Here is a 23,610-nt window from a genome sequence, read left to right as displayed (position 1 = left end):
CAAGCGTTTGACCTGCGGTTTTGTGCTGATGATGCATTTGATGAATCATTGATTCAGGATTTGAGCACAAACTTCGATGGAACTGTGGGGCGAAAATGGCGGTCGACGCGTCCGGGCGTGTGCTGCAGCTGAGCACTGTTCAGCTGCTGCATCCCGAGGAACAGACGCTTGAGGACATGCTGACCGGGTGGCGCAACCAGCAGCTCTCCAGGAACCTCCAGTTCGACACGATCAACAAGGGAATCGCAAGTGTCCGCAGGTTCGTCAACCATGTGAACGAGTTCCCCTGGAACTGGGCACCGGAGCATGTCGAGGAGTATTTCGGTGACCTCCGCTCGATCCACCAGCTGAAGCACTCCACCGTCCGCGGCTACCAGTCGACGCTCCGCCGGTTCACGTCATACGTGTCGAACCCCGACTACGGCTGGGACCAGGTCTGCGAACAGCGCTTCGGCACACACCCGTCTCAGGTCTTCTTTGACTGGAACACCGCCTCCCACACGCAGGAGTACGAAGGACGCGCCTCCAAGCGGCCGTTCACAAAGACGGAACTGCAGATGCTGTTCGATCACGCCGACGACCAGGTCGAACTCATCGCCGCGTCAGGCAAGAAAGGCTGGCAGGCAGCCTACCGGGACGCCGTCATGCTGAAAGTCGCCTACTCATGCGGGCTCAGATTCAACGAGCTCCGGCACCTGCAAACCATCGATTTTGCGGCCAACCCCCAGGCACGAAGGTTCGGCAAGGCAGGGGTCTGCAAGGTCCGGTTCGGCAAATCACGCAAGGGCTCCCCGCACAAGCCCCGCAGCGTCCTGACGGTCTTCGACTGGACCGCCGGCGTTATCGAGGACTGGCTCGCCAACGGACGCGGCACGCTCGACACCCTGGACCTGTTCCCCAGCGAACGCGGCGGCCTGATCTGTGAATCCACCCTGCTGCGCCGGCTCCGACGTTACCTGGCCGAGCTGGGCCTGCCGCTGGATGGCCTGGACCTGCACTCGCTCCGGCGCTCCTATGCAACGCACCTGTTGGAGGACGGATGGGATCCTAGATTCGTGCAACATCAGATGGGCCACGAACACGCCTCAACCACCGGGATCTACCAGTTCGTCAGCGACGACTTCCGCAACGCGACCCTCCGGGCGGCGCTGGACCGCACCATGGATGAAGTCCTGGGCGTGCAGATGAGGGGTCAATGGTGAGACGCGAAGTCGAATACAAATGGCGGCTCTCTGAGCTCATGGCAGCGCGGGGACTGCACAACACCACGGACCTCATCCCCCTGCTGGCCGAGCGCGGCATCACCTTGTCCCGGCCACAGGTCTACCGGCTCGTCAACCAGAAACCCGAACGCGTTGCGCTGCAGGTCATCGCGGCGATCTGCGACATCTTCTCCTGCGGACCCGAGGACCTCATCACCGTCACAGCCGCCGACGTCCGCGCCCGCAAGACAGGAACCAGCGCCCCCAACGTCGTTGACCTGAACCGCACCGTCAGACCACGACGGGCACGCATCATCGACGATGACCACTGACAAACCCGAAGGCCTCAGCCCCCGCAGCACCAGCCGCGGCCGGCCCCGCACCACCGGGACCGCGACGTGCGCACGTTGCGGCCGGGCCGCCGGCCGAACACGCGCCACCTGGCCCGAAGGCCGAATCTGCGGGCCCTGCTTCACCACCGCCACCCGCACCCACGGGACCTGTCCGGATTGCGGCCAGCACAGACTTCTACCCGGACCACAGGACAGCAGCGGAGGGCCCCGCTGCGCGCCCTGCGCCGGCATCCTCCATGACTTTCACTGCACCCGCTGCAATGTTGAAGGTGAGCTTTACCGACGCGGTATCTGCGCCCGCTGCGCCCTCCGGGAGGACCTCAATGAGCAACTGCTGACAGAATCTTCCGACCCCGAAACAGCCAGCAGAATTGTCGATGTCCTCTGCAAAGCAGACCGGCCTGAAAGCATCATCACGTGGAAGCGCTCCCCCAAAGTCCAAGCCCTCCTCCGCTCTCTATCGAGCGGGGAGACTCCGCTGACGCACGAAGGACTCGATGCCGCGGCTGAGTCAGCGAACCGCGAAGCCAATCACCTGCGCGCCTTGTTCATTCATCACGGACTCCTCCCCTACCAGGACCCGTATTTGGCCCGGTTCGAGACCTGGGTTGACGACAAGCTCCGCGACTTGTCCGAGGAGGTCGCCAAACCCGTCGCGCAGTTCGCCACCTGGCATCACCTCCGGCGCATCCGATCCATGACAACACCGGAGAAGAGTGCCCAGGCCCCGGTGCACTCCGCCAAACAGAAGATCACGGAGACCATCAAGTTTCTGGACTGGCTCTGGGAAACCCACCAGCGGACAGCGGCGAACTGCACCCAACAAGACATCGAAACCTGGCTCGCAACCGGTCCCACGACCAGAAAAGCTGTCCGCACCTTCATCGTCTTCATCAAGAACACCGGCACAAACCACCGAGTGGACATGGGCCACTACACAGCCAAGACCCGCCCCGCGATCACCCAGGACCAGCGCGTGGCCTGGCTCCGGGAACTGCTTACAGGCACCAGCGAGTCCCTGACCTACCGAGTCGCCGGCATCCTGCTGCTTCTCTACGCCCAGCCGCTCGTTCGGGTCGCCAAACTCCGGACCGACGCTATCGAAACCAATGAAAGCACCGGCAACATGTGGATCACCTTCGGCCCGCATCCAGTGCCCATTCCCGAACCTTTCGCCGACTTGCTTCGAGAGCACCTTAAAGGCCGTCCGAATCTCAGAACAGGATCAGACGCACAAAGCCCTTGGCTCTTCCCGGGGACCCGGGCCGGACAACCACTTCACCCAAACGGCATCATGGATAGGCTCCGCAGCCTGGGCATCGACCTGCGCGGCGCACGAAACACTGCCCTGGACGAACACCTGTTAGTCTCACCGCCGCCACTGGTCGCCGACGCCCTCGGCTACAGCCATCAAATCGCGTTCCTCCACGCCGACGCAGCAGGCGACGCCTGGTCCCGCTACGTCAACCTCCGAACCAAACCATGACCTTCCCGCCGCAGCTCGGGCCACGACTACACGCACTTTCCTCCGCCACGACTGTCAGCCTGCGCTAGGCTCACACCATGACGGTGCATGGCCAGTTCCAAGGAGATCGCGCCCGCACGCCCGAAGAGGAGAAGTTCCTGAAGGAGCTCGCTCGCGGCATCGCCGGCTGGCCCCCGACGAACCCCAAGCTTGATTCCTTTAAAGTGTTCGCACGCATCAAACCGCTAGTCGTGATTCTGGACGTCCCTGGTATCGAGACGCCGGACGCGTGCACACTTCAGGTTGCGTACTGGCACGACGGACCCAGCGGCCGCACTTTGGAAGGTGAATGGGGAGATAGCCACGTCTTGGACAACCATGTCTACGACGGAGATGGCCTCACAATTATCGGCTTGGAGGAAGCGCCGGATACCTACGGCCACTTCGCAGCCAACTGGCTGGAACGTCAGCTTAAACGCCCCGTGGAACGGCTTGATTGGCTACAGGGTGGACAGGCCAAGGAGTCAACATGGCGCCTGCAAGACTCGGGAAAAAAAATTGCCCGAAGTGGCCGGTCGTTGCGCCTTCCCTCCAAACAACCCGATCGCGTGCTCAAAGTTCGGTAGGGAGATTGGCTCTGCGGCTGCTATTTCCACTGACCAAGCGGCCCTACCGCAGGATGAATACGCTCACTTTGAATCCGCAGGGATGCCAGTAGGAGCACGGACGGGCTGGTTGGCTGGGTTCGGGTTTGCCAAGCAGAACTCAACTGACGCCTCTCACCTGACAAAGTGCAGGGCAGGACCCCGCCGCCAACTTGTGCTCCACGACGTGGCGTAGATCAGGCAGGGGTCGATCCGATGCCGGCGCTGCTAACCCGGCCGATCTTAAGATCAGCCATGTCCAGCAAGCGCCGCCCGCCGGTCAGTTCGTCCATGATCCAGAACAGGCCGTGATCCGGGACCCTTTCGGTCACGCGCCCGCGGTGGACGAGGGAGCCCTTGTACCGGGCGGCGATGAGATCCCCGGCAGCGAGGTCATGGCAGGTATCAACAGTCTCTTCATTCATGGTCATGAGTCGCATCCTTTCCGAAGCGTTCCGCTCTCACAGAGTGCACGTTCAAGGTTGCACGAAAGTTTCCGCCGCAGGGTTTCTTCGTACTCACGTACGACCCAACTTCCCCAGTCCCGCTCCATTGGGCCGTAATGAGACCTCGCGACAACACGGTCGACTTGGCAATGCGGGCATTTGCTCTCTTCCGGTTTTGCTGCACTGACCATCGCAGGGGGAATAGTGCCGCTCCTCATCTAACCCCCTTGGTCCGGCTCAGAAGCGGCTTACAGACAAGTCCACTTTGCGGGGCGCCGGGGCAACCCGTGACTCCGGCAGGATGACGACGGAGCGCCTGTGCCAGAATCCTCGGGGTGGCAGGGGCGGTCATTTTCCCATTGGCTGCTGACGACTAGCCGGCGTAGGGGTCGGCGATGCCGATGTACTGGGTGTAGAGGTATTCCTCGATGCCCTCGAGGCCTCCTTCGCGGCCCAGGCCGGACTGCTTGACGCCGCCGAAGGGTGCCGCGGCGTTGGAGACCACGCCTGCGTTCAGGCCCAGCATGCCGGTCTCGAGGCGTTCGCCCATCCGGATGCCCCGGTTCAGGTCCTTGGTGAAGACGTAGGCCACCAGTCCGTACTCGGTGTTGTTGGCCAGGCGCACCGCGTCATCCTCTGAGCTGAAGGTGATGATGGGCGCGACCGGTCCGAAGATTTCCTCGGACAGGATGCGGGTGCCTTCGGTGACGCCGGAGAGGATGGTGGGCTGGTAGAAGTAGCCCGGGCCTTCCACCGGCCCGCCGCCCAGGACGGCTGTGGCGCCGGAGGCCACGGCGTCGGAGACGAGTTCGTGGACCTTGTCCCGGCTCTTCGCGTCGATCAGCGGGCCCACCTTGGACTCCGGCTCGGTGCCGCGGGCGGTGGTCATGTCCTTCATCTTCGCGGCGAACTTCTCCGCGAACTCGGCCGCGACGGATTCGTGCACGATGAACCGGTTCGCTGCCGTGCAGGCCTCGCCCATGTTGCGGAGCTTCGCGAGCATGGCACCGGCGACGGCGGCATCGATGTCGGCGTCCTCGAAGACCAGGAACGGGGCGTTGCCGCCCAGTTCCATGGAGGTGCGCAGCACGTTTTCGGAGGCATCGGAGAGCAGGCGGCGGCCCACCTCGGTGGACCCGGTGAAGGAAAGCTTCCGGAGCCGGGAATCCTTGATCAGCGGGCCGGTGGTGGCACCAGCGGTAGAGGTGGGGATGACGTTCAGGACACCGGCGGGCAGGCCGGCCTCCATCATGACGGCGGCGAACAGCTGCGAGGTCAGCGGGGTAAGATTCGCGGACTTCAGGACCATGGTGCAGCCTGCGGCGACGGCCGGGGCGATCTTGCGGGTTGCCATGGCCAGCGGGAAGTTCCACGGCGTGATCAGCAGGCACGGGCCCACCGGCTTCTTCGTCACCAGCAGGCGGGACTTCCCGTCCGGGGACACCGAGTAGCGGCCGAACGCACGCACTGCTTCCTCGGAGAACCAGCGCAGGAACTCCGCGCCGTAGGTGACCTCGCCGCGGGCCTCTGCCAGGGGCTTGCCCATCTCCAGGGTCATCAGCAGCGCGAAGTCCTCCGCGCGGGCCGTGACCATCTCGAAGGCCCGGCGCAGGATCTCCCCGCGCTCACGGGCCGGGACCTTCGCCCAGGACTCCTGCGCGGCGGCCGCCGCGTCCAGGGCGGCCGCCCCGTCCTCGGGCCCGGCGTCGGCGATGCTCAGCAGCACCTTCCCCGTCGAGGGGTCCTCCACCTCGAAGGTCTTCCCGGACACGGCCGGACGCCACCGGCCATCAATCAGCAGACCCGTCGGCACCGAGGCCAGCAGCTCGGCCTCACGCTGGGGAGTTGTTGTCATTGTTGTCTCCTAAGATCTTGACACCGGAGTGGGTCGTCGGCGGTGAGCCCTGTTCTACTGTGCGGGGCCAAGCGGCGAAAAATCCGTGGCGGTCAGGTACAGGGATGAGATGTTGTCGGTGAGTTCGCCATTCGCGACGGATGCTGCGCGCGCAGCCACCCACCTGGGATCGGTTTTAAACCCTTCCCAGTTTGATTCGGGGTCGCCCTCATGTCGCACCAGATAAATCAGGGTGTCCGGGTCTTCGTCGGATATCCAGTAGCCGATAGCTTGGATGCCGTGGTCGGGGAAAAGCCTGGTCGTGTGGGTGCGGAAGCGCTCCAGAAGCGCTCCCATCTTTCCCGCCGCGGCGTTGTAGGTCCGGAGCTCGAATGTCACGGTCGGTTTCCTGTCGTTGATGGCCGCAGAGGACTGGTGGCATCCCAATACCGGCCACCGGCAGGAGGGGGGACCTGCCGGTGACCGGTGTCGTTTTTGCCGGGACTGAGCCCTCTAGCTGGCGTGGTCGTGATCGGTGTTGAACATGATGACCTGTCGGACTGCTTTCCCGTCAGCCAACTGGTCCATGGCCTGGTTGATATCGGCCAGGGCGATGCGGGTGGTGATGAGTTCTTCGACGGGTAGCTTTCCCTCCCGCCAGAGCTGGGCATATTTCGGGATGTCTCGCGACGGTACGGCGGATCCGAGATAGCTGCCGATGATCGTCCGGGCTTCGGCGGTGATGGTCATGGGCGGGATCTGCGCGCGGGCGTCCGGTGAGGGCAGTCCAGCAGTGATGGTCGTTCCGCCTACCGCGGTTGCGGCAAATGCAGTTTCGAAGGCCTTCGGATTACCCGCGCATTCGATGACGTATTTGGCCTTTATTCCCTGCTCGAGCACCTGCTGTGGGGTGTAGGTTTCGTGGGCGCCGAGGCGGCGGGCGTGCTCTAGTTTCTCTTCGAGCGTGTCCACGGCGACGATGCGCGAGACGCTTTGGGAGACAGCCGTGATCAGCGCGGCCATGCCGACGCCACCAAGGCCGACGATCATGATGCTGTCTTCAGGTTTGGGGCGCGCTGCGTTCAGCACGGCGCCGCCGCCGGTAAGGACGGCGCACCCAAGAACGGCGGCAATATCCGGGGGAACGTCATCCGCGACGGGTACGGCGGAGGCCCTGTCCACGACGGCATGGGTGGCGAAGCCTGAAACGCCGAGGTGATGGAAGATTCTCTCGCCGTCCCGGGTGAGGTGCATGGATCCATGCAGCAAGACACCTTCACCGTTGGCTTTGGAGCCTTCGCTGCAGGGCAACCGGCCATCTTCGGCACAGTTGGCGCACTGCTCGCACCTGGGGAGGAAAGACATGACCACACGTTGGCCCGGCCGCAAGTCGTCGACTTCCGAGCCGACCTCCACAACACGTCCTGCCGCTTCGTGTCCGAGCAGCATGGGGACTGGGCGAACCCGGTTACCGTCGACAACGCTCAAATCCGAGTGACAGATCCCTGCGGCTTCGAGCCGCACGAGGATTTCGGTGGGCCCGGGGTCTCCGAGCTCCAGCTCGGAGATGGTGATAGGCCGGGATTCGCTGAAGGGGCGGGGACGGCCGATTTCTTCAAGAACTGCGCCGGTGATCTTCATTTGTCCGCTTCTTTTCGGTCTGTCTGTTTACTTTGTCCAGCCCCATTCCGCGGAGGCGCCGCGGGTTTGAAGGTTGCTTCCGCAACTTGACTTGCCAGAGGGTCTCCAGCTCTCAAGGGGGCGTTCGCGAATACTCCTTCGTGGGCGAGGACGGGTCTGCGGTCCCCGGCCAGTTCCGGGTATTTTTCTTCGAGCTTTTCCCGTTTGGACATCAACCCATGCCATCCGCGAACCGTCTCCGGGTCTCCCCGCCGGATTCCGTGCCACGTGTTGGGCATCTGTTCGCGGGAGGGACCAGGGTCTGCGGTGCCGGACAGCCTCACGGCCGCCGGAACCCTGCCTGTCGCAGCGCCGCATTCACGACAGGGCGGTGTGTCGTCGAACATCGACTGCAGGGCGGCTTCGAAGCGGTGGCCGTCGGCGCATTTCACGTCGTAAAGGATCATGGCCCGCCGCTTAGGAGTAATAACCGTCGGGCGCGAACTTGAGCGTTTTTCGCTGCTCCGGATCATGGCCGAAAATGACATCCGCGTTGGTGCGTTCGGCAATGCCGCGCAGCTTTTCCACGGATTCGAGCCACTTAAGGTTGTCCCATACGATCGCGGCGCCGACAGCGGGCGGACCCCAGCTGGCTCCGAGATAGACGGCGTCGGAGGTGAAGATCTTGGTGCCATCGTTGGGAAGATCGACCTGCAGCGACATGGTGCCCCAGGTGTGGCCAGGGGTGGCGATCACACTCACACCCGGAAGGATCTCTGCGTCGCCGGCAACCGGTTCCAGGTTAAGACCATCGAAGTCCGAAACCAGGTGAGCGCCCTGGAAGGCGCCGGAGATGCCCTTGACGCCCTCGATTTCATCGATGCTGGCGATAATCCGGGTCTTGCCGTTGTCGAACATTTTCGCGTTCGCCGCGTGGTCGAAATGAAGATGCGAAAGGACCAGGATATCGATGTCGCTCGGTTCCAGTTCCAGCTCGGCCAGTGCCGAATCAAGGTAGCCCGGACCGGAGGGGTCTTCCTTGACAGGAAAGAAGTCCTGGAACCCTGTTGGCGCCCAGCGCGTCTCCCAATCGCGGGGCACTCCCGTGTCCCAGAGCACCCGACCTTCGGGATGCTCGATGAGCACCGCGTGGGTGGGGCAATCACCCCAGGCCGGAGGTGCGCTCTTGTGGTTGCGGTCCATGATTGTTGTCCCGCCTTTGAGCAACAGCCAGGTGTGATCGGTCTCCATCACCCCGCTGGAGAGTACATGCAGTTTCATATCGTCGCCCATGACGATCCTTTCTGTAGGGAATCCGTTTCATCGAGACTATGGGCTGCGCCACACGCTACCTATATCGCTTATGACTATTGTTCGAAGAGAAAGTTGTGCTTGGTGCACATGCATCTTGTACCGTGATCGGAAGATAGGGACGAGGCCCACAAGTATGAAGACCATGGGTATATGGCTGGAGCGCATCGAAGCAGGGATTACTGATGAAAGCCTGGCGAAGGCGTTGCAAGAGGCGCTCGACAGGCATGAAGTAACCGACAGCGCAGCACGGGCTGCCCTGAGCATCAATGCCCGGCTCCGTGAGCGGCGACAACGCGAGGACCTGCTCCGGGCGCTCCATGACACCGCGACGGATCTGACGGGAATCAGGGACGTTGAGGCGGTTTTGCTGGCGATCGTGAAGCGCACCCGCATCCTCGCCGGAAGCGACATGGCGTACATCAGTCTTAACGACTACGAACGACACGAGACGTACATCAGGAAATCCGATGGCGTTGCCACAGAGGATTACCGAACCATCCGGATGCCGATTGGAACCGGCGTGTTGGGGAAAGCCGCAGCCGGGCTCTCGCCGTATCAGACCGAGGACTACCTCACCGACCTCGCCATCTCGCATCTGCCGCATATCGACAACATCGTCGGCAAAGAGGGAGTGCGCGCGATACTCGGGGTTCCGTTGCACCTTTACGGCAAGGTCATCGGCGCACTTCTTATCGCGGACAGGATGCCCCGGGTATACGGGCCGGAGCTCGTTGACCTGGTGGATGCGATCGGCAAGCATGCCGCCGTCGCGATCGACAATGCGCAGCGCTTCGCGGAAGCCACCTCCGCCCTGCAACGGCTGGGAAACGAAAACCGCACCCGGCTCGAAGAGATGGGCGGCCTTCAGAGACTCATCGACCTCGACGAACGATTCATTGAGGTCGTGGTCCGCGGGAGCGGCCTTGAAGGATTTGCCGCCCTCTCCCGGCAGATCCTGGGCACAGACATACTGGTACTCGATCCTGCTAACGGCATCCTGCAGGAAGAGCCCCTGGAATCGCTGCATCCGGGTACCGCCCCGCTTGGTGCACTGCTCAGAGGCGCGGGTGAGCAAGCGACGTTCGAATCGACTGTTGCCCAAGCGGTGGCCACCGGGCGCCCACACATCTTCGTCACCAATAATGAAGAACTGGTCCTGGTCCCAGCCCAAGCAGGCCCGAAGCATTTGGCCACCCTCGTCGCCCGCGGCCCGCTGAACGGAAGCCAACGCTCCATCGCCGAAAGACTGGCAGTCTTCCTCACAGTCCTACGGCTCTTTGACCAGGCCACACACGATTCGGCGCAACGGCTTCAGTTCGAAGTCCTCGATGACCTCCTCTCTGACCGAGACGTCCCACTGGACCTCATCCAGCAAAGGACTGCACGCTTTGGAGTACGGCCCAACGGAGAAATGACGGTCGCCGTCTTCGATTCCGCCGGCGCAGACTACGCCCGCGTCGAGAAAACCATCCGTGAGGGCCTTGGCCCGGCAAAGGCACTTATCGCCCGCCGAGGATCCCGCATATGTGTCCTGGTCTCCGGCAGCAAAACCCTCACCGAAGCGGTGATGGCCAAACTGAAGGAAAGTGGAATTCCCGCCACCGCCGGACACGCCAGCACTACCGACGGACTGGCCGGTGTAAAAAGGGCGAACCATCAGGCTGAACTAGCCTTGTCCAGCCTGCTGGTCCTGGAACGACGCGGCGAGCTCCTGGACGGAGACCAGCTCGGGCATTTGGGACTGCTGCTCGCCGCCGTCCACTCCACCGGAGCCCAAGAGAGCCTCTACTCACAGATCCAGCCGCTCATCGACCACGACAGTGAACACAACACCAAACTGACCCGGACAGCCTGGACGTTCCTGGAAGCACACCACAACCTGGCACGAACTGCTGAAAGCCTCTTCATCCACCGCAACACCGTCAAACAGCGCCTCGAACGCATCGCTCTCCTGCTCGGCGAAGACTGGCTCGACGCCACACGTCAACTCGACAACCATCTGACCCTCAGGATCTGGCACCTGAAAACCACCGGCAATGCATCCCGCTAAGGCATTGCATCCCGCTAACATGTCACCGACGCTCTATTCCCCACTTAGCGTAGAGAACAGCATGCCTGGATTCCGTTCCTGCGAGCGAGCCCGGGCCAGGTCTTCTCTACGAGGAACCAGCCCGGCAAGAGAGCCCCCACGGCGGCAGGACTCTGAAGCACTCGGACATTAACCTGTGCAGCCACACATAGGAGTGCCCACAATTATGGTTCGTCACACCTATGCCCACTCTGCTGCACCGACAACACTGAATGTAGCGATTGCGGTCACCGATGACGCAAGAGCACGTGGATTCTGAGAACGATCCCCTCCCACTGAACGAAAAGTAGCAACCGGATATCTAAGGCTCCGGGCTTCAATCACTGTGAAGCCCGGAGCCTTTCCGTCAGCCTCTCCACCACGGAACAATGCATGGGGCGAGGCGTCCGAACTCCGCTTGGCAAGACAAGAGAACGACGTCCGCTGCGATGCCCCTGACACCAACGACAGAAAGCACCACCAGACGATGACCCAAACGACGGTCGAACGCAGTACCAGGCCACTTCGATCAGCATCCTGGTCCAAAACTGCTGCACATGTCATTGTCGACAGCCTGCTCGCCCACGGAGTCAAGAGGGTGCACGTCGTACCCGGCGAGAGTTTCCAGGACGTTCTCGACGGACTGCACGGATCGGTGATCGAGACCATTCACTGCCACAAAGGAAGCCAACGGTGCCCCGATCATTCGGACGACCGTTGCTGTGGGCGGTGGCATCTCCGCCGTCCGCCGTGGCCAGCTCCGCTACCTGGCCAGCGTCGAAGAAACATTGACCACCGGCATATATCCCTTCCAGGCTCCGCTGGCCGAAGGCTGGGGGGTGACCAGCTTCGAGTTCCTTGACCCCACCACCCATCCCGTCTATGCGCTGCGTCCTGCGGACCCACTTCAGGTGACATGGGGCTTCTATTCACCGGAGGCATCGTTCTGCTACCCCAGGGGCGAGGGCCCGTGGGAGAGCAGCCCTAAGACCCGCTGCACGTCGCGGATCACCAGTGAGGGTGGCTCTCCTTCGCAACAGAACTACGTTCAGCCCCGCGGCCGGGGTGAAACGACTGACATAGCAGCTGTCGGCCGTTGGGGTGGCGCATGGTTTTCACAGGAACCGGCACCATTTCAATGGCTGTTTTTGTTGAGAGATCTTACCGGGACCGCCAGGCCGTCACCCGAACGGGCATTCTGCGTTGGTTGCATCGGTGAAGTCCTTGGCGATTTCGGGCCAGGCCTCCGCGTGCTCCGGTTTGACCTGGGATTTTGCGGTGATGAAGATCAATTTCGGGTCCTTCGTGGGCCGCCCGGATCGAGACGGCCCGGTCGGCCGAGATGACGGTCAGGCTGTCTGCACTGGATGGTTAGGATCGCGGGCTCCTGCGGCAGCCTCTGGTTTGATGAGGAGTCGCTGCAGCCGGTCGCCGATGAGTGCCGAGGCCCAACCCAGGCCTGCGCCGATCACGAGCGCCGCTACGGTGGGCCAGAATGAGAGCGCTGTGCCGAAAAACGCAGCAGTGCCGGCGAAAGCTCCTGGAATGAATGACAGCGGGGCCCATCCTGCCTGCAGACACATGGCCAGGGCTGCAACGCCCACGCCGACGGCCAGGACGCCCGGGAAGTCCGCCACGGTGGTCAGCAGCGCGACAAGCCAGCCGTAGACGACTCCTGACAGATTGGCCGCCAGGCCGTTTCTGAATCCGTGGGCTCCTCCGCCTGCGGCGAAGAAGCATGCCCAGGCTATGAAGGCCACCCAGGTGATGAGGCCCAGTTCGATGCTTACTTGTGTCCAGATGCCGGCCAGTATGCCGACAGATAACCCCACGCCTATGTACGGTTTCATTTCATGCTCCTTGTGATGTGTTGAAGTCCGGGTGAGCTTTTCAGGGCACGAGAATGGCCCGGCCGCGCACCAGGCCTGCTTCGAGGTCGCTGATCGCGTCCTGGAAGTCGTCCAGGGTGTATTTCTGGGTATGGAGGGTGACGGCCCCGCGTGCGGCGAGGGCCATGAGGTCCTGCAGATCGTTGTAGGAGCCGACGAGGTTGCCGATGATGTTAATCTCGGCTGAGACGATGTCGATGGTGGGGACGTTGATGTTCTCGCCGTAGCCCACGACGTAGTAGTCCCCTGCCTGGCGCAGCATTGCAAGCCCTTGAGCGGTTGCGCCGCCTTCTCCGACGAAGTCGATCAGCGCCTGGGCGCCCTTTCCGCCGGTGAGTGCGAGGACTTGGTCGATCTGCGACCCGTCGGCGAGGACGCCGGCGTCCGCGCCGATCTCTCTTGCCAGGTCCAGGGCGGCGGCGCTGCGGTCGACGACCACGATTCGGGCGGGGGTGAGTGCTTTGAGGACCTGGATTCCGATGTGTCCCAGGCCCCCGGCTCCGATGACCACGCAGGTGTCCCGGGCTGTCAGCCGCTTGGCTGCTTTAGCGGCCGCGTGATAGGCCGTCAGGCCGGCGTCGGCCAGGGCGGCGACGTCGGCCGGTTCCAGGGCATCGTCGATTTTGACGACGGAGCGCGCGGACGTCAGGACGTACTCGGCGTACCCTCCGCCGGTGTCGATGCCGGGGAATTTGCTCTCCTCGCAGTGCACATCGTCGCCCGAGCGGCAGGCTCGGCACAGGCCGCAGGTGATGAGCGGGTGAAGGATGACTTTGTCCCCTTCCTTCACGTTGGTGACGGCGCTCCCGACTGCATGGACCCAGCCGGCGTTTTCGTGGCCGATCGTGTACGGCAGGTGGACGTGGGACTTGTCAGCCCACTGGCCCTCCAGGATGTGCAGATCCGTTCGGCACACTCCGGCCCCGCCGATTTTGACCACGACGTCCAGGGGGCCGGTGACGCTGGGGACCGGCACTTCGGCCATCTTGAGTTCCTGGTGGTAGCCGACCACTTGGACGGCTCGCATGGTGTTCATTGGTGGGTCTCCTTGACTGTAAAGGGAAGTTGTTCGTGGTTGGGGGTGGCTTCGGCGCCTTCGGGCCGGGCGGTCTGGTCTGCGCCGGATCCGTCATAGCGGGTGCGGAGCAGGCCGCGGCAAAAGTGGGCGTTTCCGTCAATGGAAATGCGTGTCGAGCGGGCACGGCGCAATGCCATGGGCACCGCCTCGGCGGGGTAGGGGTGGCCTTCGTGGTTGACCAGGACAATCGAGTTCGTTCCTCCCGGCAGGCCGAGGGCGGTGCGTCTGCGCAGCAGTGCCTCTTTGTTCCTCCCCTCCGGAAGGTCCCAGAGACGCACGTTCCCCATGTCCGTTTCCAAAAGGTCGGGGTCGGACCGCAGGAGTTCGGTGAGGCATCGTTCCATGGCGGCCGTGTGTGCCTTCCGGCGGAATGTCCATCGCAGTTCCTCCAGGCTGTCTTCCGCCTCGTGCTTGAACGTGCCGCGGTAGCCGGCGTCGGCGGCTAAGCCGGCATTGATGAGGTCGGAGTCGTGGTGGTCGTCGAGTTCGACGGTAACGCTCGCCACTCCTTTGAGTGCCGTGATGACGTCCTTGCTGTCGGAGGCCATGAGGTAGGCAAAATTCGGTGAGCAGAACGAGGTGGGCAGGCGCAGATGAAGCCTCACAACGGCACCGTCACTGCCGGCCGCGACCTCCAACGAGCGGACGAATCCAAGGTCCGTGATCGGCTCGTCGAGTTCTGGATCGAGAACGGCGCCCAGCGCAACGCGAACGTCTTCTTTGGTGACCCTGCTGGTCGCCCGGGCCGCGCAAGGTTCCGCGTGGACGGCAGTCATCGGACGCCGGCCAGGTCGGCCCGTTCCGGCTGGCGGGGTCCGGTTGCGGTCTCTTCTGCGTTCGGTAGTTGGAGCTCTGCGGGGACGGGGATGTTGTACATCTTGGCTGCGTTGAGCCCGAGGATCTTCTTCTTCTGAACTGTCGTGAGCGGCGCGTACTCCGTCATGTCCTCCGGGATCTGGAAATCGACGAACCGCTCGATCAGCCAGCGTGGCGTCCAGAGTGCGTAGTCACTGGAGAACTGGATCCGGTCCTCCCCGATCCAGTAGATGAGCTCGCCGATGATCTGGGCGAAGTATCGGGGTCGGGTGTGCATGAACGGCATCGCGACGGCCAACCCGCCGTGGACGTTGGGCTCCTGGGTGGCGATCCAGCAGAAGTCTTCGAGCCGGGGCAGGCCAACGTGTTCGACGATGAAGTTGAGGTCAGTGAAATCCGAGGCGGCGTGGTCGACGTCCGCGACGTCGAAGGCGTCCCGGTCCAGCGGGCGGATGGTGGGCCCCTTGTGGATGTGGATGTTCTTGATGCCGAGCTTGCGGCACTCCTCGAAGTACCGGTACGACCATGGGTCCGAGAGCTTGTAGCCCCGCGATTCCCCATGCCATTCGGCGGTGTAGAGCTTGACGCCGGTGAAGTTCATTTTTTCGTGGTCGGCCCGCAGCCGGTCGAGGCCGGCCTCCCCGTGCCGGGGATCGTAGCAGTGGTTGTAGGTGAGCTTGTCCGGGTTGGCGGCCGCGAGGCCGTAGGCCTCCTGGACCTGCGCGAAACCGTTCTTGTAGAACTCTCCGAGGTAGGCCGGCTGGAAGATCGCGTGATCCACGTAACCGTCGTCGAACAGGTCTTTCATGAGGCGTTCGCCGCCTTGGTAGAGGTACTCCTCGTAGGACCACTGCTCCGCCTCCGGGGAGAGATTGCGGTGATAGTCGTAGAAGCAGTCGATGAACTGCTTGCCGTGAATGTTGCGCTGGTTCTCCGGCCGGGCGTCCCATAAGGCGATGTGGGCGTCCACAATGAAGTAGTTTTCGCCGTCTTTGCTGTACATGTCTGGTCTCTCCTTCCGCGACTGCCATAGTCGCGTCCCCCATGACGTTAGGCCCGGTCAACGGCTCCAGGCGTGTGACTGGTGTCTCAATTTGAGACACGCCATGCGGCCGGGACTCCCGGCTCGCAGTATTCTCGAGTGACAGAACCAAGGAGGCGGCAATGGCGCCGAACCAAGATGAACGACTCGCCAGGCTGGCCCGCGAGGCCCAACCTGGCCAGATCATGACTGCCGCCAAGCGACTCCTCGCGTCATGGCAGCGCAGTGAAGAATATGGGGTCTCGGCCGAAACCGCAGAACCGGCGTGGGCCGGTAACATCGAGAGCGATTCGCTGTTCTTCCAGTGCGGGCGCGAAGTCCTCACCGGGCTGCACAGCACGTTGGCTAACGAACCTCTCAGCCTCATGCTCACCGACGCAGACGGGCTCGTCCTCAACCGGTTCAGCGGCGACACCTCGCTTTTGCGGGCACTGGACAAGGTGTACCTGGCACCAGGCTTCGCGTTCTCGGAACGGGACGCCGGAACGAACGGGTTGGGGCTTGCCCTAGCCGACCGCACGCCCACACTCGTGCGGGCCGAGGAACACTACAGCGCCAGCCTACGAACCTACACGTGCGCCGCAGTTCCCGTGCTGGATCCCGTCACCGGCCGCCTGGAAGGCAGCGTCAACATCACCACCTGGTCCAAGTCTTCACCGGAACTCCTGCTTGCCCTGGCACAGTCCGCGGCAAGCAACACGTCCACGCTTATGCTTGCCAGGTCCCAGGGACGATCAAGAAAACCCGCACCGCGCGGCGGGGTCTTCCGGGTTCAGCGGGGCCGGTTCGAACCCGGCTCGGGAACTTTGCGAGCAATGTCATCAGTGTGGACCGACGCACTCGATCAGGCGACACGGGCCCTGGCAGCGGGCCGAGTGGTGGCAGCGGTCGGTGAGCCAGGCACAGGACGTGCCACCCTCCTGGGCCAGGCACTGCGCCAAGCGCACCCGCGCAGCCGCATCCTGTGCGCCGCGGCGCCCGCTCCCGAGGACGTCGAAGCGTGGCTGTCCCTCTGGACCCCCGAACTGGCCAAACCCGAAACCGCTGTCATCGTAGAGAACGTCGATGCTCTCCCCGCGTGGGGCGCCCAGGCTCTGCACGAGCGTGCCACCGCTGCGCTGCGGTCACTGCGGCCGGCTTCCGACGGCAGCCCTCCTGCCTTGGTTTGGGCAGTCACTTCCGATGACCTGGCCGCGATCCCGCAACCACTCGGCGCCATGGTCGACACGGTCGTATCGGTCCCGTCACTGCGGGAGCGCAGCGGCGACATTATGCCACTGGCCCGATACGCCGCCCGCCAGACCCGTCTGCGTGAGGTGGACGTTAGCTCCGCAGCGGAACGGGTACTGACCGGCTACGACTGGCCGGGGAACATCGACGAGCTTTTCCGTGTGATTCATGCCGCGTCCTTGCGCACCGAGACAATCGATGTCCAGCACCTGCCACCCGCGCTAGCCGGGCCACCCGGCCCTCATCTCACGCGAATCGAGTCCTTTGAACGCGACGAAATTGTCCGGTGCCTTTCCCGACCGGGAATCACCGTCGGGATGGCGGCCGACGAGCTTGGATTGAGCCGGGCCACCATCTACAGACGGATGGCCCGGCTCGGAATTGTGCTGCCGAGATAAGGCCTCCAACCCCGCACGAACATCGCCCGGTTGGGCCCGGATTCATCAATGCAGTCCCCAGAGTTTAGGGGTTCCGGTGCCGACCACGCTAGGTGCCGGACTGCTCCTGCAGGAAGCTGTCGAGAAGGCCCGTGTCAGGAAGCTGGGCATGGCCGACATTTCAGCAGGAACATTTACCATCTCAAATCTTGGCATGTCGATCCCGTCGCCGCCCTCGTGGATCATCACCCGACCCCATCCGCCGCTCAGATGGATCCAGATGATACTGCCGTCCCGGGTGACTTCATCAACCCATCCGGTGCCAACTACCTGGAGACCGCGGCGAAGCTCGACAAATTCCTGCGGCCAGAGGCGCTTCCACTGCTTCATGAGGAGCGTTTGGCTGGCCCCGGTAGCCGTAGGATTCTGGATGGTCAGGGCTAACAACGTTTCCTTCGCGGCCTCGCCGACGCGGTTGTAGCCCCGCCCGTTGAGGAGGACGCTGTCCCTGGACTGTTGGTGCAGGCTCATGCCGGTGCTCCTTTCGCTCTGGCGGCTGGCTTAATCCATAGCCTCTCGTTGGCCCACACCGGATCCACGGCTTAGAGATTCCGTCGGCCGCGCCTGTTTCGATGTGTGTCTTGATTTGTGAGAGGAAGCGGGCGGCGTCTGCTCCGTCGACGATCCGGTGGTCGTGGGTCAGGACCAGGTAGACAAAGGATCTGATGCCCGATACAGACATCCTCTGAGGGGAGAGGCACGACGCGTTCCACAACGGCCCCGGTGCCGAGGATTGCTGTCTGCGGGTAGTTAAGGTTGGGGGTATCGAACAGCGAGCCCCTACTGCCGGTGTTGGTGATCGTGAAAGTTCTGCCCTCCATGTCACCGGGAGTTATGCTGCCGGTACGCACCGGCCGGCGAGATCGTCCACAGCCGCGGCGATCTCGTCAACGCCCTTCGTCTGGGCATTGCGCACCACAGGAACCATCAGTCCTTTGCGCGAATCAACTGCGATGCCCAGGTTGACCGAGTCATAGTAAACGAGCTCCGTGCCACTGTTCGCGGTCGTGGTGTTGAACACCGGATAGACCTGCTGAGCCTCGACGGCGGCCTGATAAAGAACGGAAGGTAGGAGATCTTGCGACCCTCGGCCTTGTAGCTCTTTCTCATCCTGGAAACCGCGGTGACGCGTCGACCTCCACGACAGTGGTCAGCTGCGCTGTTGACTCCATCATCCTGTCCGCGATCACGCGCCGGATCGGCGTGAGCTTCTCCCGGCGCTCCCCGGCCCGGACGGCGACAGAAACGGAAGATACCGCAGGCGCGAGTGAGGACGGAACCGGTATGCCCTGGGAGGGGCCGGTGACAGAACCACCAGCTCCGGGGCCGGCTTCCGGGGAAAACGCCCTGGCGGTGGCCGACGGGTTGTCCTGGGAGGGGCCGGCCACGGGCGGCGGCTGGGGAACAGAAGCCGGCTGCGCGATCGTCAGGTGTTCGATGACGGCTAGTTCGGTTCCCTCTTCGACGGCGTCCTCCTCGTGGACGAGGATACGGACCAGCGTGCCTGAGAAGGGAACAGATATCTCGGTATCGACCTTGTCCGTCGCCACCTCGAGTAACGGCTCGCCGTCGGTGACCGGATCTCCTGGTTTTTTCAGCCAGCGCGAAAGGGGCGCGACCGTTCCGCCCGCTCCCATCGCTGGCAGAGTGAACGTCGTTGTCGTCGTGTCTGTCATTGGGTGAGGTCCAGGGTGGCGCGGACGATGCTGTCGACGTCGATGCCGTGGTAGCGGTAGACGTCGTCGATGTCACCGGCCTGGCCGAAGCTGTCTACGCCGAGGTTGCGGCTTTTGACCTGGTGCACGCCGGCGAGGAACGCGAGTGTGTGGGGGTGTCCGTCGAGTACGGTGACCATGGGAACGGCACGTTCTGGTGGCAGGATCTGGTCCAGGATCCAGGAGGGTGCGTCCTGGTTCTGTCCGTTGCGGCCCTGGAGTGCTTCGTAGAGCAGGCCCGGGCTGGTGATACATACGACGTCGACCGGGGTGCCGTGGGCCGCGAGGCGTTCGGAGGCTGCCAGTGCTTCGGGGACCAGGGCTCCCATGGTGACGATCGTCGCGGACGGGTCGGTGGCCGCGCGCAGCACGTAACCGCCGGCAACCACCTGGCGGCGGCGACGCTCACGGGCGGCCGGGTCCTCGGGCACGGCGGCCAGCTGCTGGTCGACCGGTTTGGTGGAGAGCCGCAGATATGCGGATTTGCCCTCGGGTCGGCCGAGTTGGGACATGGAGGCGAGCAGCGTCCATTCGGCGTCGATGGCGAATGCCGGTTCGTAGCTGGTGCACCCGGGCTGTTCCAACCCGATGGAGGGGGTCTTGATGGACTGGTGTGCCCCGCCTTCGGGGGCTAGCGTGACACCGGACGGTGTCCCGACGAGGATGGATTGCCCGCCGGCGTAGATACCGTAGGACCAGGGTTCGAGGGCGCGTTCGACGAACGGGTCATAGAGCACACCGATCGGGAAAAGCGGCTGGCCCCAGCGGCTCCAGGTCGCGCCGAGCTCGCCCAGGAGGCTTACCAGGTTGACTTCGGCGATGCCGAGTTCGATGTGTTGTCCGGTGGGATTTTCCCGCCAGTGCATCACGGTCTCGGCGTCGTCACTGAACCAGTTCTGGCGCTCTTCAACGGACCACACGCCGACCTTGTTCACCCAGCCGGCGAGGTTGGTACTGGAGCTCACGTCGGGACTGACGGTCACGACGCGCCGGGCGACCTCGGGCGCGGCCCGCTTGAGGTCAAGCAGCGCCCGCCCGAGTGCGGCCTGCGTGGTTGCCGTGCCCGAGGGGGTCCGGCCGAAATCAGTCGGAACTGTCGGCGGCGCCACGACCGGTTGGGTGTCGCGATGGAGGGTTTCAGCCGTTGTCCGGACCAGCTGCCCCTCGGGGCTTGAGGGGTCAAAACGCGTCCAGGGGGCATCAGGGTTCTCACCCATCCGGTCTGCGAGCTGCCGGTATTGCTCGACCGTGAGCAGCGAGGAGTGGTTCTGCGGGTGGCCCTCGGTGGGCAGGCCGTTGCCCTTGACGGTGTAGGCGATGATGACGGTCGGTTTGGTGTCATCGATCTGCGAGTAGGCCTCGCGCAGCGCGGCCAGGTCGTGGCCGCCCAGGTTCCTGATCGCCCGGATCAACACCTCATCTTCGACGCCCGCGATGAGGCCGGCGATGGCCTCACTCCCTGCGCCCTCACCCGGGAGGCGGCGGCGCAGCTCTTCGGCGGAGCAACGCAGGAGCCGCTGGTACTCCGGGTTGGACATCTCAACAATGCGTTCCCGCAGGGCATCGCCTCCGGTGCGGGCCATGAGGCTTTCCAGGAGGTGCCCGAAGCGCACGGTAATGACCTGCCAGCCGGCAGCCGCGAACAGACGCTCGAACTTGCCCGCGGCGATGTTGGGCACGACCCGGTCCAGGGACTGCCGGTTCAGATCAACAATCCACACGATCTCACCAAGATCGGCAACATTGGAATCCAGGACAGTCTCCCAGACAGCCCCCTCGTCCAGCTCGGCGTCACCGACGAGCGAATACTGGCGCCCCCGGCTCGGGACCCCGCTCACCGTCTCGGTGTAACGCCGCGAGATCGCCCCCCAGATCGGCGCCGTCGCACCGATACCGACCGAACCGGTGGAGTAGTCCACCGGGTCCGGGTCCTTGGACCGGCTCGGGTAACTCTGAAGCCCGCCGAACTCCCGCAGCGTCGTGAGGTACTTCTCCTCCAGGCTGCCCAGCAGATAATTGATCCCATGCAGCACCGGGGAGGCATGCGGCTTCACAGACACCCGGTCCTCCGGACGGAGCTGGCCGAACCAGAGCGAGGTCATGATCGTGGCGATCGAGGCACTCGAAGCCTGATGCCCGCCGACCTTGATCCCGGACACGTTCGGGCGCACCCGATTCGCGTGGTGAATGATCGAGGTCGAAAGCCACAACACACGACGCTCGATCGCGGCCAAGGCATCCAAACGCGGATCGCCGTAGAACGAAGCAGCATCCGCCGCCACATCCTCACTGACAGGGCTCAGGTTCATAAGAGTGCCTTCAACTAATAATTTTCGGGGGAAATCGAGGAGGGGTTTAAAAGACCCGTCAGGGGGTGGACGGGGAGGGGCAGCTCTCGTGAAGCTGCCCCCAGCTGACCGGTGGCAGATAGCCAGTGATCGCTCATACCGCGGCGGGGATTGCTCATAAGTCCACCATGCATAAACACTCTGCGCAAGCTGTGTTGTGTAAAATGAGCAAAATGCGCATTTGATCACCCGAACCGTTTCAGGAGACTAAGCAAAATGACCACACACCGGAAGGCTGACCCCATCGATGCGGCTTTGCTAAAAGCGCTCATCGCCGACCCTGACGCCACAAACATCGCCGTTGCCGAGTCCACGGGACTCGCCCGCAATACCGTCCGTTCCCGGCTCGCCCGATATGCGGAAGAAGCAGCGCTGCGCTCCTTCGAGCGCAGAATCGACCCCGCATTCCTCGGTTACCCACTGAGTGCTTACGTCGTTACCAAGGTCACGCAACGCAAACTGGCCTCTGTAGGCAAGGCCCTTGGCGAGATACCAGAGGTCCTGGAAGTACAGGGATTGAGCGGAGTCAGCGATCTGCTGGTCCACGTGGTCGCCCGCGACGCGGACGATCTGTACCGCATCGCCGGGCGAATCCTCGGCACTGACGGCGTCAAACGCACAAATACCGGACTTGTCATGCGTGAACTCGTCACCTACCGCATCGCGCAACTCCTGACCGCGGATGACGCCAAAAACTAAACGGCGGCCCCACGCATCCCCGTGGGTAATGACTCCTGCACCCAAATCCAGAGCGACCAGAAACTTGCGTATCGCCGGGGAAGGCGATGTTCGACCACCTCGCAGCGCGCTTGGGGTCAGGCACCGCCGTGGCGGTCACCGACCTCCCCGGGACTAGGGGCGGCTTGTGAAAAAGTGAAATATCCGACGCTAAGGTTTTGCCGAGCGTCGTAGCGGCCTGTATTTGCCGGGTTTGATGTGGTTGGCGCGGGGCCAGGTGTAGTCGCCGGTCAGGTTGATGTGTTCCCACCCCAGGGGCGAGAGGAACCGCAGCAGCTCCGGGTCAGTGGCCTTGCCGTCGCTGTTCAGGGTAGTGATGGACCGGTCGAGGTAGACGGTGTTCCAGAGAACGATGGCTGCGGTGAGAAGATTCAGCCCTGAAGCCCGGTAGCGCTGCTGCTCGAAGGACCGGTCGCGGATCTCTCCGAGGCGGTTGAAGAACACTGCCCGGGCCAGGGTGTTCCGGGCCTCGCCCTTGTTCAGCCCGGCAGTCACCTTGGGACGCAAGCCGGGATCTTGGAGCCAATCCAGCAGGAAAAGGGTCCGTTCCAGTCTGCCCAGTTCCCGCAGCGCGGTGGCGAGCCCGTTTTGGCGCGGGTAGGCACCGAGCTTGCGCATCATCAAGGAGGCCGTCACGGTGCCGGTCTTGATCGATGCGGCCAGCCGAAGGAGGGACTGTCTGAATAACGGTGTGTGGAGTCCGGCCTGATCCGAAAGGAGACGGCCGTGTCAGAGTCCACGTCCGAGATGGCAGGGGTGATGATCGATCCTGTGACGGGAGAGATCATCGATCAGAAGGAGCTTGCGGAGCGGTTGCTCGCGCAGGCCAAGGAACAGGGCGTGAGCCTGGTAGGCCCGGGCGGGCTGCTGAACCAACTCACGAGAAATGTGCTGGAGACCGCTCTGGAAGCCGAGCTGACAGAGCACCTCGGCCACGAGCACGGCCAGACACCGATCGCAGCCAACATGCGCAACGGCACCAGGTCAAAGACCGTGTTGACCGAGATCGGTCCGGTCGAGATTGAGGTGCCCCGGGATCGAGACGGGTCGTTCGAACCGGTGATCGTGCCCAAGCGGAAACGGCGTCTGGACGGGATCGACCAGATCGTGCTCTCCCTCTCTGCCCGGGGGCTGACGACCGGGGAAATCGCCGCCCACTTCGAGGAGGTCTACGGGGCCAGAGTCTCTAAAGACACCATCAGCCGCATCACGGAGAAAGTCGCCGGAGAACTGGCCGAATGGTCGGCCCGGCCTTTGGATCCGATCTATCCGGTGCTGTTCGTTGATGCGGTCGTGGTCAAGGTCCGTGACGGGCAGGTGCGCAACACCCCGTTCTACGTCGTTATGGGCGTCACCACCAATGGGGAGCGG

General features: G+C 63.3%; 20 protein-coding genes and 4 pseudogenes. 9 read left to right on the top strand and 15 right to left on the bottom strand.

Features of this window, described 5'->3' with window-relative positions; genetic code table 11:
• The first annotated feature begins 95 nt into the window (after window positions 1–95).
• The 4 genes from NFU08_RS03085 to NFU08_RS03070 all read left to right on the top strand — a co-directional run bounded on the left by NFU08_RS03085 (window position 96) and on the right by NFU08_RS03070 (window position 3,646).
• A complete protein-coding gene (locus NFU08_RS03085) occupies window positions 96–1,202 on the top strand; it encodes a tyrosine-type recombinase/integrase (RefSeq protein WP_174179807.1) in 1,107 nt (368 codons plus the stop codon).
• Complete coding sequence (locus tag NFU08_RS03080; protein WP_217432637.1) at window positions 1,196–1,534, top strand: helix-turn-helix transcriptional regulator; 339 nt, start codon at window positions 1,196–1,198, stop codon at window positions 1,532–1,534. The genes NFU08_RS03085 and NFU08_RS03080 overlap by 7 nt, the downstream gene beginning before the upstream one ends.
• A 565-nt stretch (window positions 1,535–2,099) precedes the next feature.
• Window positions 2,100–3,041, top strand: a complete 942-nt coding sequence (locus NFU08_RS03075) for a recombinase XerD (RefSeq protein WP_251420663.1) — start codon at window positions 2,100–2,102, stop codon at window positions 3,039–3,041.
• Between the two features lie 77 nt (window positions 3,042–3,118).
• A complete protein-coding gene (locus tag NFU08_RS03070; protein WP_251420661.1) occupies window positions 3,119–3,646 on the top strand; it encodes a hypothetical protein in 528 nt (175 codons plus the stop codon).
• A 215-nt stretch (window positions 3,647–3,861) separates the two neighbouring features.
• On the opposite strand, the gene NFU08_RS03065 is transcribed toward NFU08_RS03070, so the two are convergent.
• The 5 genes from NFU08_RS03065 to NFU08_RS03045 all read right to left on the bottom strand — a co-directional run bounded on the left by NFU08_RS03065 (window position 3,862) and on the right by NFU08_RS03045 (window position 8,857).
• Window positions 3,862–4,095, bottom strand: a complete 234-nt coding sequence (locus NFU08_RS03065) for a hypothetical protein (RefSeq protein WP_229748557.1) — start codon at window positions 4,093–4,095, stop codon at window positions 3,862–3,864.
• A gap of 388 nt (window positions 4,096–4,483) precedes the next feature.
• Window positions 4,484–5,965, bottom strand: a complete 1,482-nt coding sequence (locus NFU08_RS03060) for an NAD-dependent succinate-semialdehyde dehydrogenase (protein WP_251420659.1) — start codon at window positions 5,963–5,965, stop codon at window positions 4,484–4,486.
• 54 nt (window positions 5,966–6,019) lie between these two features.
• Window positions 6,020–6,343 (bottom strand): NIPSNAP family protein, encoded by a 324-nt coding sequence (locus tag NFU08_RS03055; RefSeq protein WP_174179815.1) that lies wholly within the window; start codon window positions 6,341–6,343, stop codon window positions 6,020–6,022.
• 114 nt (window positions 6,344–6,457) lie between these two features.
• Window positions 6,458–7,585 carry an alcohol dehydrogenase catalytic domain-containing protein gene (locus tag NFU08_RS03050; protein ID WP_174179817.1) on the bottom strand — a complete coding sequence of 376 codons (1,128 nt, stop codon included), beginning with the start codon at window positions 7,583–7,585 and terminating at the stop codon, window positions 6,458–6,460.
• A 456-nt stretch (window positions 7,586–8,041) separates the two neighbouring features.
• The gene (locus NFU08_RS03045; RefSeq protein WP_229748556.1) at window positions 8,042–8,857 is read right to left on the bottom strand and encodes an N-acyl homoserine lactonase family protein; all 816 of its coding nucleotides are present in this window, start codon (window positions 8,855–8,857) and stop codon (window positions 8,042–8,044) included.
• Between the two features lie 154 nt (window positions 8,858–9,011).
• On the opposite strand from NFU08_RS03045, the gene NFU08_RS03040 reads away from it, so the two are divergent.
• A complete protein-coding gene (locus NFU08_RS03040) occupies window positions 9,012–10,928 on the top strand; it encodes a helix-turn-helix domain-containing protein (protein WP_251420657.1) in 1,917 nt (638 codons plus the stop codon).
• A gap of 505 nt (window positions 10,929–11,433) precedes the next feature.
• A pseudogene (locus NFU08_RS03035) lies at window positions 11,434–11,631 on the top strand (acetolactate synthase); the annotation flags it as partial.
• Between the two features lie 664 nt (window positions 11,632–12,295).
• On the opposite strand, the gene NFU08_RS03030 reads toward NFU08_RS03035, so the two are convergent.
• From NFU08_RS03030 to NFU08_RS03015, 4 genes are read right to left on the bottom strand one after another with little or no spacing between them, the layout of a single operon-like run.
• On the bottom strand, window positions 12,296–12,796 hold the full coding sequence (locus tag NFU08_RS03030; protein WP_174182084.1) for a DUF1097 domain-containing protein: 501 nt from the start codon (window positions 12,794–12,796) through the stop codon (window positions 12,296–12,298).
• A 40-nt stretch (window positions 12,797–12,836) separates the two neighbouring features.
• The gene (locus tag NFU08_RS03025) at window positions 12,837–13,871 is read right to left on the bottom strand and encodes an NAD(P)-dependent alcohol dehydrogenase (protein ID WP_251420655.1); all 1,035 of its coding nucleotides are present in this window, start codon (window positions 13,869–13,871) and stop codon (window positions 12,837–12,839) included.
• A complete protein-coding gene (locus NFU08_RS03020; protein ID WP_174182086.1) occupies window positions 13,868–14,689 on the bottom strand; it encodes an iron-sulfur cluster assembly protein in 822 nt (273 codons plus the stop codon). The genes NFU08_RS03025 and NFU08_RS03020 overlap by 4 nt, the downstream gene beginning before the upstream one ends.
• Window positions 14,686–15,732 (bottom strand): amidohydrolase family protein, encoded by a 1,047-nt coding sequence (locus NFU08_RS03015; protein WP_174182088.1) that lies wholly within the window; start codon window positions 15,730–15,732, stop codon window positions 14,686–14,688. Before NFU08_RS03015 ends, NFU08_RS03020 begins: the two co-directional genes overlap by 4 nt.
• 161 nt (window positions 15,733–15,893) lie before the next feature.
• On the opposite strand from NFU08_RS03015, the gene NFU08_RS03010 reads away from it, so the two are divergent.
• On the top strand, window positions 15,894–17,399 hold the full coding sequence (locus NFU08_RS03010) for a GAF domain-containing protein (protein WP_188572930.1): 1,506 nt from the start codon (window positions 15,894–15,896) through the stop codon (window positions 17,397–17,399).
• Between the two features lie 45 nt (window positions 17,400–17,444).
• On the opposite strand, the gene NFU08_RS03005 is transcribed toward NFU08_RS03010, so the two are convergent.
• The 5 genes and pseudogenes from NFU08_RS03005 to NFU08_RS02990 form a co-directional block, all read right to left on the bottom strand.
• Window positions 17,445–17,909, bottom strand: a complete 465-nt coding sequence (locus NFU08_RS03005) for a hypothetical protein (RefSeq protein WP_217432814.1) — start codon at window positions 17,907–17,909, stop codon at window positions 17,445–17,447.
• A 106-nt stretch (window positions 17,910–18,015) separates the two neighbouring features.
• Window positions 18,016–18,120 (bottom strand): annotated as a pseudogene (locus NFU08_RS20950) (2-oxo acid dehydrogenase subunit E2); the annotation flags it as partial.
• A gap of 52 nt (window positions 18,121–18,172) precedes the next feature.
• Window positions 18,173–18,459, bottom strand: a pseudogene (locus tag NFU08_RS03000) (2-oxo acid dehydrogenase subunit E2); the annotation flags it as partial.
• A gap of 85 nt (window positions 18,460–18,544) precedes the next feature.
• Window positions 18,545–19,114 carry a biotin/lipoyl-containing protein gene (locus NFU08_RS02995; RefSeq protein ID WP_217432812.1) on the bottom strand — a complete coding sequence of 190 codons (570 nt, stop codon included), beginning with the start codon at window positions 19,112–19,114 and terminating at the stop codon, window positions 18,545–18,547.
• Complete coding sequence (locus NFU08_RS02990; RefSeq protein WP_174182092.1) at window positions 19,111–21,462, bottom strand: transketolase-like TK C-terminal-containing protein; 2,352 nt, start codon at window positions 21,460–21,462, stop codon at window positions 19,111–19,113. The genes NFU08_RS02995 and NFU08_RS02990 overlap by 4 nt, the downstream gene beginning before the upstream one ends.
• 255 nt (window positions 21,463–21,717) lie before the next feature.
• On the opposite strand from NFU08_RS02990, the gene NFU08_RS02985 reads away from it, so the two are divergent.
• Window positions 21,718–22,200 (top strand): Lrp/AsnC family transcriptional regulator, encoded by a 483-nt coding sequence (locus NFU08_RS02985; RefSeq protein WP_174182094.1) that lies wholly within the window; start codon window positions 21,718–21,720, stop codon window positions 22,198–22,200.
• A gap of 189 nt (window positions 22,201–22,389) precedes the next feature.
• Here the strand turns inward: NFU08_RS02985 and NFU08_RS02980 are convergent.
• Window positions 22,390–22,911, bottom strand: a pseudogene (locus NFU08_RS02980) (Tn3 family transposase); the annotation flags it as partial.
• A gap of 87 nt (window positions 22,912–22,998) precedes the next feature.
• On the opposite strand from NFU08_RS02980, the gene NFU08_RS02975 reads away from it, so the two are divergent.
• Window positions 22,999–23,610: transposase (locus NFU08_RS02975; RefSeq protein WP_251420954.1), on the top strand; the 612-nt coding region annotated here is incomplete at its 3' end.

It is taken from the genome of Pseudarthrobacter sp. NCCP-2145 (assembly GCF_023708005.1).
Taxonomy (GTDB): Bacteria; Actinomycetota; Actinomycetes; order Actinomycetales; family Micrococcaceae; genus Arthrobacter; species Arthrobacter oxydans.
Note: the sequence above shows the minus strand (reverse complement) of the source record. Positions and strands in the feature narration are given on the sequence as shown.

Coding starts and splice junctions, on each gene's coding strand:
- NFU08_RS03085 (WP_174179807.1), top strand. CDS start 96: ATGGCGGTCGACGCGTCCGGGCGTGTGCTGCAGCTGAGCACTGTTCAG.
- NFU08_RS03080 (WP_217432637.1), top strand. CDS start 1,196: ATGGTGAGACGCGAAGTCGAATACAAATGGCGGCTCTCTGAGCTCATG.
- NFU08_RS03070 (WP_251420661.1), top strand. CDS start 3,119: ATGACGGTGCATGGCCAGTTCCAAGGAGATCGCGCCCGCACGCCCGAA.
- NFU08_RS03065 (WP_229748557.1), bottom strand. CDS start 4,095: ATGACCATGAATGAAGAGACTGTTGATACCTGCCATGACCTCGCTGCC.
- NFU08_RS03060 (WP_251420659.1), bottom strand. CDS start 5,965: ATGACAACAACTCCCCAGCGTGAGGCCGAGCTGCTGGCCTCGGTGCCG.
- NFU08_RS03050 (WP_174179817.1), bottom strand. CDS start 7,585: ATGAAGATCACCGGCGCAGTTCTTGAAGAAATCGGCCGTCCCCGCCCC.
- NFU08_RS03045 (WP_229748556.1), bottom strand. CDS start 8,857: ATGGGCGACGATATGAAACTGCATGTACTCTCCAGCGGGGTGATGGAG.
- NFU08_RS03040 (WP_251420657.1), top strand. CDS start 9,012: ATGAAGACCATGGGTATATGGCTGGAGCGCATCGAAGCAGGGATTACT.
- NFU08_RS03030 (WP_174182084.1), bottom strand. CDS start 12,796: ATGAAACCGTACATAGGCGTGGGGTTATCTGTCGGCATACTGGCCGGC.
- NFU08_RS03025 (WP_251420655.1), bottom strand. CDS start 13,871: ATGAACACCATGCGAGCCGTCCAAGTGGTCGGCTACCACCAGGAACTC.
- NFU08_RS03020 (WP_174182086.1), bottom strand. CDS start 14,689: ATGACTGCCGTCCACGCGGAACCTTGCGCGGCCCGGGCGACCAGCAGG.
- NFU08_RS03015 (WP_174182088.1), bottom strand. CDS start 15,732: ATGTACAGCAAAGACGGCGAAAACTACTTCATTGTGGACGCCCACATC.
- NFU08_RS03010 (WP_188572930.1), top strand. CDS start 15,894: ATGGCGCCGAACCAAGATGAACGACTCGCCAGGCTGGCCCGCGAGGCC.
- NFU08_RS03005 (WP_217432814.1), bottom strand. CDS start 17,909: ATGAGCCTGCACCAACAGTCCAGGGACAGCGTCCTCCTCAACGGGCGG.
- NFU08_RS02995 (WP_217432812.1), bottom strand. CDS start 19,114: ATGACAGACACGACGACAACGACGTTCACTCTGCCAGCGATGGGAGCG.
- NFU08_RS02990 (WP_174182092.1), bottom strand. CDS start 21,462: ATGAACCTGAGCCCTGTCAGTGAGGATGTGGCGGCGGATGCTGCTTCG.
- NFU08_RS02985 (WP_174182094.1), top strand. CDS start 21,718: ATGACCACACACCGGAAGGCTGACCCCATCGATGCGGCTTTGCTAAAA.